The 7,619-nt window shown below is 57.9% G+C and carries 6 protein-coding genes; all 6 read right to left on the reverse strand.

Translation table 11 applies throughout. The annotated features are described in order from the left end of the window. Positions 1–106: 106 nt before the first annotated feature. A complete protein-coding gene (locus D2V07_RS13000; protein ID WP_119587428.1) occupies positions 107–1,033 on the reverse strand; it encodes an IS1595 family transposase in 927 nt (308 codons plus the stop codon). Then, the gene (locus D2V07_RS13005; protein ID WP_119587429.1) at positions 1,030–2,016 is read right to left on the reverse strand and encodes an IS1595 family transposase; all 987 of its coding nucleotides are present in this window, start codon (positions 2,014–2,016) and stop codon (positions 1,030–1,032) included. Before D2V07_RS13005 ends, D2V07_RS13000 begins: the two co-directional genes overlap by 4 nt. A 1,101-nt stretch (positions 2,017–3,117) precedes the next feature. Then, positions 3,118–4,170, reverse strand: a complete 1,053-nt coding sequence (locus D2V07_RS13015) for a hypothetical protein (protein ID WP_119587431.1) — start codon at positions 4,168–4,170, stop codon at positions 3,118–3,120. 468 nt (positions 4,171–4,638) lie between these two features. Further along, entirely contained in the window at positions 4,639–5,049 is a 411-nt protein-coding gene (locus tag D2V07_RS13025; RefSeq protein ID WP_119587433.1) for a TadE/TadG family type IV pilus assembly protein, read from the reverse strand. Further along, positions 5,046–5,555, reverse strand: a complete 510-nt coding sequence (locus D2V07_RS13030) for a TadE/TadG family type IV pilus assembly protein (protein WP_119584765.1) — start codon at positions 5,553–5,555, stop codon at positions 5,046–5,048. The genes D2V07_RS13025 and D2V07_RS13030 overlap by 4 nt, the downstream gene beginning before the upstream one ends. A gap of 5 nt (positions 5,556–5,560) precedes the next feature. Continuing rightward, the coding region (locus D2V07_RS13035; protein WP_325049019.1) for a pilus assembly protein TadG-related protein at positions 5,561–7,619 on the reverse strand (2,059 nt) is incomplete at its 5' end.

A 7,619-nucleotide genomic window follows, 5' to 3' on the forward strand; every position in this document is an offset into this window, starting at 1 on the left:
CAATATCGCGAATTTGAGAGCTTTCGGACGTTTCCATCGCCGATGAAGCCGGTTGATCAGTTTTCCAGAAGGTGCAGCGCCTGATTTACACCAGACGATAGCCGCCTCACCGATCCGCCACCCTCCTCCAGCGTGACCAGTCGAACGTTTCCTGGACGGCTGCGCCTCGCTCTGCAGCGATTGGCGGAAAGGCCCCGACAAGCTCGAGAAAGGTCGATCTTTTCGCCTTCCGGCGATTATAACGGAACTGGATCTCTGCGAGAAAACGCCAAAGATTATGGGGGGCGATCCGGTTGTAGAGACGCAGGGTACGCTTCAAAACACTCCAGTAAACCTCGATCGGATTATTCGTCAGACCGGCAAAGTTGTGAAACGCACGTGCGTGGTTGATGGGTATATGCTCCCAGCCCCCGCTAGCAAGTGAACTGTAGGCGAGATGACAGTCGGTCACGATGATCGAATCTGGGCGCACTAAGGCGTTGATGGCTGCTGTGATGGAGGCCAAGCTCCTATCCGCGATCAAACCGCTTACGACTTCCCCCTCGCATTCGATGCCAAGGACAATGTGGGGCGTCTGTCTGACTCCGCTCGTGACGTGCCTGATCAGGGCTTCATCAATATGAACTAGCTTACCCGGCCCACCGACCTGACGACATGGCTCGAATGCCGCCATGTGCGCCCTGATAGCATTGGACATGCGGTGCGAACTCTTGACGCCTATTCCGAGATGACGCCGAAGAAAACTCGCTCGCATGCCCGTCGAAGAATTTGCAAACAGCAGAAGCGCGTAAAACCAGGCCATGAGAGAGAGATTTGACCGGTAGAACATCGTGCCTTGCAGGACGGAGACATGCCTTCGGCAGCGATGCAGGTACTTCTTTGTCCCCCTGATGGGAGCCCAGCCCCCAACCTCGCCGCAGTTGGGGCACGGTGAATGGTCTCCGAAGCGGACGTTAAAGACATGCTCGAGGCAGGCTTGCTCGTCGGGGAAACGCTCGAAAAATTCCATGACACTGGTGCCCGCGAAAGTCATGCCGGAGAGCCCGCAGCCACATCTGAGCGTGATGACCAGACCTCGAGTTCACGGCAATGATCGGGGGTCAAATGCGGAAAAGCGCTGACAATATCGATGAAGATTTCCTGTGATCGCCAACGGCGATTGAAGCTGAACTCGAGTTCCTTGAGGTACTTCCACAGGTTGGTGTAATCTACGCGCCTGTAAACATCATGCATCGGGCGCTTGGCATAGTTTAGAAAGCCGCGAATGGAGTTCGTCTTCGTCGAAGGATCGAGAAATTCATCCACGAGTTCCGCGCCGGACCGCCGGGTACCGAATTCGGTTAGCACCGCATGGGTATAGGAACAGGTTGTCACCGGGATAGCCCCGTGAGCAAGCTTGTCGGCAATGATCTTTTTCAGGACATGGCGGCGCGCTCGTCCAATCAGGGTAGATTGCACTGTGTGGCGATCTCCGACGAGCACCGCTTTGGCTGAGCCACGGACAGGGTACCCTGTGGTCCGCATACCGGCGAGATATTCGATGCGTATCTCGACCGGTTTCCCCTGTTCTCCGACGCGCTCTTTGTAGTCGAGGGCGGCCATGTGCAAACGAATACGATCTGCCATGCGGTAAGCAGCCTTGTGGCTCACCCCCAGGTGGCGACCTAGGAAATTCGTGGGAATGCCGGAGGCCGAATTGGCATAATGCAGCATGGCGTAGAACCACAGCTGCAGCGGGATGTTCGAGCGCTCGAAGATCGTCCCGCTGAGCGGCCAGATGCCCTGCCCGCAAGGATGCTGAAAGCGCTTCGTTCCTGCGATGCGGTACCAGAGGCTCGGCTTCAAACATCGCTTGCAGATGGGGTTATCGCCAAAGCGTGTCCTGAAGATGTGTGCGAGGCACGCTTCATTGTCGGGGAACGCTGCATGGAAGGTTTGGATGCTCGTCCCCCGGTAACTCGAGCGCTCGCACCTGTATTCGGATGGTTCATAGCCAAGGTCGAACAGCGCAGCCATGAAACGGAAGGAGCACTGCGGGGGCGCAGAGGTCAAGTAGTCATCGGTCTGTTCGCAGAAGATGGAGTAGCAACCGCATCCATCTCACGCCGCGCCAATCAATAGGTCTTCACCGCCAGCAGTTTCAGTTCTCGAAACGATCTCTAGGCGCTCTCGCTATGCTTCCCAGTTAGCTGTAGCGGCATCGGAAGATTGAGGTGTGAGGTTGACCCGCTTACTGATCAGTTCGGCGAGTGAGTTAAACTAATCCCCGGTTGTCGCTCAGGCCGCCTGCTTGATCTCCAGATCGGCCGATAGGCCTCGACCGGGTATTTCCCCGCTAGGCCAGTGCGAACGCTGGGTGCTGTAAGAGGTGACTCACCGGCAAATTATCCGACGTAGGAACTCGCAAGACTGGCGCCTGTGAAGCCGCCTTCGGCTTAACAAGGATAAATTCGACAATCTGAAAGATCGACCTGCGGATTTGTTCTGGCACTAGTGGAAATCGCCCAGCATAGGCAGACCAGCCCGGAGACATGCTGCGAGAGCCATGATAGTAACGCAACACCTTGACAGCGTAGGCGTATCGTACCGCGAGGCCAAGCGCGCGATCGAAACTTGGACAGGCGCAAGCCAGGAACTGCTCCACGTCCATGCCGGATTACTCATTTTCGTGGCAGCATCACTGATACTGAGAAGGAAGTTCCGATCACCGATCCCGCTGGCGCTGGTCACGGCGTTCGCAGTGCTTAACGAATTGGTCGACTGGCTGTATGGTCCTTCGACAGGTGCTTTTGAGCCAATCCGGGATATTGCCAACACGGTGTTCTGGCCGTGCGTAGTGTTCTTGTTAGCGCGCCGCTGGCGCTAGCGACCAGGTGCTGCGATACGGTCGTAAAACCATCGTATCGGGCATGCGCCAAGGTGGTCGGCACTTCTGGGCCTCCGGTGAGAACGATGGCCTCGGAGAATGTCACCAAGGAGGATTGCTTTCGGCTTACAGCGACCCGGTGCTTGGGATCCTACGCGCCGGCGATTGACTCTTCAGAAGCGCCGAAGGTGTTGGCTGCCATCCGGTGGTTCGAAGCGGCCCCTGTAGATGAACTGGAGCCGTTTTCGACGCTATGCCGCGTTGGACAAACGGGTACCCTTTTCCAATACTACGGCGCTCTTCGGGATTGCCAGTTCAATGTACCTGGTTTCGCCTTCTTGGCTATCGAGGCTTTCGATCGTCAGATGCTCGAGCATGTTGCCGGTCCGTAGAAGCCTCGACAGCGGCTGGCCGCACAATCCGTGACGAACCGTCTCGGGAAGCGATACCGAATCTGCAAGCACGAATGTGTCACCGCGCAGCTCCCATGAGCTGCTGCCGTCACGCATGTCAGCCATGAGCGTGCCGTCCTGAAGGTGAACAGTTGCGACCGTATACTTTGCATCGTCGCGCTCGTCGTAGATGTCCATCCAGTGCGTGCCATTTAGCACCTCCAGTACCTTCTCGACCGTCAGATCGTAATAGTCGAGTAGGTGCTTAGCCGTTTCCTCTATGAACAAGTCACAACCCGCTTCCAACTTTTCCGCCAATGCGGCGAGCCGACGCTCGTGCATCTCTGCGGCCCTCTCCAGATTTTGAAGGAGAGACCGCACATTATGTCCGGTACGGCGAGTTCTGGATTCGACGAGGTCGAACTCGAGCATTGATAGCTCGGCCGAGAAGCGTGGCTTTTCGGAGCAATCCATCAGCGCGGCGACTTCGTGAATAATAAAACCTTCTGGCCATTCGTACTGTGAAATCTCGCTGAAAACCTCGTTCGCCTGGATCACGATTTCATCCCGGCGCGACAGATAGGTTGTCGCAGCTTGGGCAAGGCGCTCAGCAACCTCCTCGGGCGGAAGTTTCGGGTCCCTTCGCTGTAGCCCGAAGTGAAAGGCTCCATTTTGCCCAGCGGCCGTATTGGATGATCCGATATGCAGGAAGTGGAAGTAATCGTCGTCGGCACGTGCTGGCACCATTTGCAGGGGTCTCAGATCATCACATCCTTGCTCTGATAGTCTAAAGTTCGCGAGCTCGATGACTTCAGCGACATAGGCATTACGCTCTACCTGTCCGTAGGTCGGATCCTCGAGCCTTACATCTCCGTGTACGATCCTGTATTTACCGTATTGAGCTTCTGACATCTTTTCCTCCTTAACAGGTGACGAGACCCATCAAATTTCGAAAAAGAGTTATCGGTTACAATCCTTTAAGCTTCACTACTTCGCGGGTCAGATTGACATAAAATGCGGAACCCCGGGCGCGTCTTTCGTGCGCGCGACAGCAGTACGCGGCCAACCAATCGCGCAATTCTCGCGCGCCGGAGCGACCATGCTTTTAAGATCATGGAGAGGCTCGAGAAGACCATGGCAGTAGTTGGAGCCGATGCGCAGCGTGCCCTGCTCGACGGCAATCGCGCCTTTGCACCGCCGGATCGCCGCATTATTTTGGCGGTGATTCGGCGATGAAACGATCGGGCCGGAAGCTCGAACAAGTTCATACTGCCGTCACCATGGGCGAGCTCTGGCGCTGGGATCTGGCCAAGCCCGAAGTCCGGATGTCTTGGTTGCGCAATATCGTGTCGTAGTCTGCTGGGAACTGGTCCTGAGCAATTAAAGCTGCGGAAAGCAGCTATCGGCCTCCAGATCGGCGGCCATACTCGGCATGAAACCACCCATCACCGAATTGAAATCGTGCGTGATCGTGATGCGGCTCGAATCAGGAAATCCGTTGCAGTCCGCATCGGCTGTGGCGGTCACGTCTGCCGCCACGATCGCGATCCCGTAGGAGGCCGCGCGGTCGACAGCGAAATCCTGTTGCTCCGTTTCGGTTTCGCACTCCAGACTGACCGACATGCACCGCGCTGTTGCGAAAGCCACCTCATCCAGCGTGTTCTTGGTCCACACGATCCGGCTGCCCTCGATCGTGCCGAATACCAGCGTCAGGAATGCCGGCGCGAGCAGGGCGAACTCGATGGTCGACACCCCTCGCGCGTCGTCGCGAAGTCTTCGTATGAAGCTCATTGCAGCCGCACCGTGGCTTGCTGCGTCACCGATGTGTCGGACAGCAGGCCAGCTGGCAAGACGACGGGATTGAACCCTTGGTCCGCTTCGATCGTCAGATAATAGCCGGCTGTCGATCCCCCGGTAACATCAGGACCGGTGCAGATGTTGCCGCAGGCGGCTGCGACATAGGTTCCATCGGTTTTCAGGCACGCGCACGTGCGGTTCAGGTTCGTGCAGCTGTTGGCCACGCCGTTGCAGGACATGGCAACCGTTATGGCCTGGTTATCGGCAATACTGCGGACATAATTCGGCAGAACACCGAAGTTGACGTTGTCCGCTTCCTCGAAGGACGCAACGGCAGATGCCGCAACGGCTTCGTTGACCTTGCCACGCTCGATGAAGAACATTCCGAAATCAAGCGCCACCATGACGATCATGAAGAACCCGGTGACCCAGAGGGCGAACTCCACAGTGGCCACGCCATCTTCGTTGCGCCGTATGGTCGAAAGAGAGAAACTGCGCATGGGATCTATCCTATCAGCCTGACTCTTGTGTTGTTGCCGCCACCACCGAGGTCTTCCATCATCGTGCAGGCAGAGCCGGTCGCGGCGCCACCGTTGACGCGGATCGTGTTGGCAATGAGAGTCATGCACTTCGTTGTGCTGGTGCTGTTGCCACCAGCCATTTTGACCTGCGCATTGGGCAGATGCAGTGTTCCGGCGAACGAACTCAGGCTTCCGCCCGTCCAGTTTGCATCGTCATCGTTCTCGGTCGTCAGCAGCAGTTCCGAAATGAAACCGCCGGCCTGCGTGTAGTTCGCTGCTTCGAGCTTCGTCTTTGCCCCGCCAGCAAGCTTGATCGTGCCTGCCAGAACGAAGGTGACATTGATGCCCGCCATGTCGAAACCGGAGACGCTCTCGCCTTCGAGAACGCTACCGTAAGTTTCGCCCGTCAACCCCGAGGTGTAGGGCCAGGTGGTGCCCCCGGTGCCGTTTTCGAAATCGCCGTTGATTGTGTAGCGGCCTGCACCGAAAAGCACGGAACCCGCGATCTTCATATCGCCGTTGATGTAATGATTTGGCGTTCGGCCAAAAGCAAGGCGGCTGCCGCCCGCTGTATCGATATCGCCATTGGCGCTGAATTGCCCGTCGCCCATGAAGAACCGCGCGCTGCCGCTGAGAAAGATGGCGCGATTGCCGTTCCCGGGGCCCACGATGATGTCACCATCGCCAATGGCCAGTTCGCTGTTTCCGCTGATGCGGATGCCGTCGGCAACAACGAAATCACCTGCACCAAGGCGCGCAGTGCCGCCGCCCCCGATATCGAGTCCGCCGAAATAGTGGTTGCCGTCTCCGACGAGGAGGTGCTGGCCACCGCCCAGGCTGACGTCCGCATTGATCAGCACATCGCCATCACCCTTGCGGTTGGTGCCCTGGAAGCGGACCTGGCCACTTCCGATCCAGAGCGCACCGTTGCCAAATGTGACGCCGTTCGAACCGCTGTCGAAGCCGCCGTTCACATAGACATCGCTGTCGCCGAAATTGACATTCGAACCACCGCCAATGGAAACGCCCTGGCGCACCCGGATGATCGAGCCGTTCTCGAACGTCACGTTGATTCCGCCTGCGACCTCGAACTTCCTGATATTGTAGACCCCGGCAGGGACGATGTAATTGCCGCTGGTCCCCTGCCGGTAAGCTGAAACCGCGCTGCTGGGGTTCCAGGTGAACTTCCAGTCACTGCCGTTGGGGGTCGACGGGTCGCTCAGCGCCGGCGGGCTGCTGAAATTGCCGAGCAGTGCCATCGCGGCAACGCGATCGGGATTATTCGCCCAAGGGTCTGAAAGAGGGGTCGCCTCGTTGATCCAATCCTTTGGCGGAGGGACGGCGTTGTTCCAGCCCGGCTTGTTGAAACTGCCTGCAAACCGCAGGGTTGCTGCGTCGAGTTCGCCGTGGTTCACGTAGATGTCACTGCTGCCAGAGATGATATCGGCGCCGCGGATCAGCTGGCCCTTGTTCTCGATCTCGCCAATCGCCGCGATCGAGCAGTTCGGTGCGTCGATCGAGGCGCCGCCGGTTACCGAAATGGCCGCCTTTCCACCGTCGAGAGCGAGGTAGCAGGGTGCCGCAAAACTGGTGCCGCCCGAAAGGCTTGCCATGGATTCTGCAGCCACGTCGAAGGAACCCGACAGTCCGAGAACGCTCGCAAGGGTGTAAGGCACCAGTTCGTTTACGGTGACGCGCACGGATTGGTCGCCGGCGTTGGGCAAATCGTTGACGAGCGTTGCGACAACAGTCGCACCGACCAGACCATTTGCAACCGCTACATCGCGAGCCGTTGGGGTCAGGATCGCGGCATCGCTGGTGTTCTGGAAAGCAATCGCCGCGGCCAGCGCGCCCAGGTCAGCAGCACGCTGGTTGATGATGCGCTGCTGGTATCCGCGGTTCAGGTCGACGGCCAGTCCGGCGGACCCGATAAGAACGGGAAGAGCTAGAGTGGCAAGCGTCGTGACGCCGCCCTGCGTACAAGCGATGAGCTTGCCGAGGAACTGTCTGATCTTGTTACTCGCGCGCATTCTGACGCCTTTT

The sequence above is a fragment of the Aurantiacibacter zhengii genome (assembly GCF_003584125.1).
GTDB lineage: Bacteria > Pseudomonadota > Alphaproteobacteria > Sphingomonadales > Sphingomonadaceae > Alteraurantiacibacter > Alteraurantiacibacter zhengii.

Excerpts from the sequence above, each read along its gene's own strand:
- D2V07_RS13000 (WP_119587428.1), bottom strand. The coding sequence starts at position 1,033 with ATGACTTTCGCGGGCACCAGTGTCATGGAATTTTTCGAGCGTTTCCCC.
- D2V07_RS13005 (WP_119587429.1), bottom strand. The coding sequence starts at position 2,016 with ATGGCTGCGCTGTTCGACCTTGGCTATGAACCATCCGAATACAGGTGC.
- D2V07_RS13015 (WP_119587431.1), bottom strand. The coding sequence starts at position 4,170 with ATGTCAGAAGCTCAATACGGTAAATACAGGATCGTACACGGAGATGTA.
- D2V07_RS13025 (WP_119587433.1), bottom strand. The coding sequence starts at position 5,049 with ATGAGCTTCATACGAAGACTTCGCGACGACGCGCGAGGGGTGTCGACC.
- D2V07_RS13030 (WP_119584765.1), bottom strand. The coding sequence starts at position 5,555 with ATGCGCAGTTTCTCTCTTTCGACCATACGGCGCAACGAAGATGGCGTG.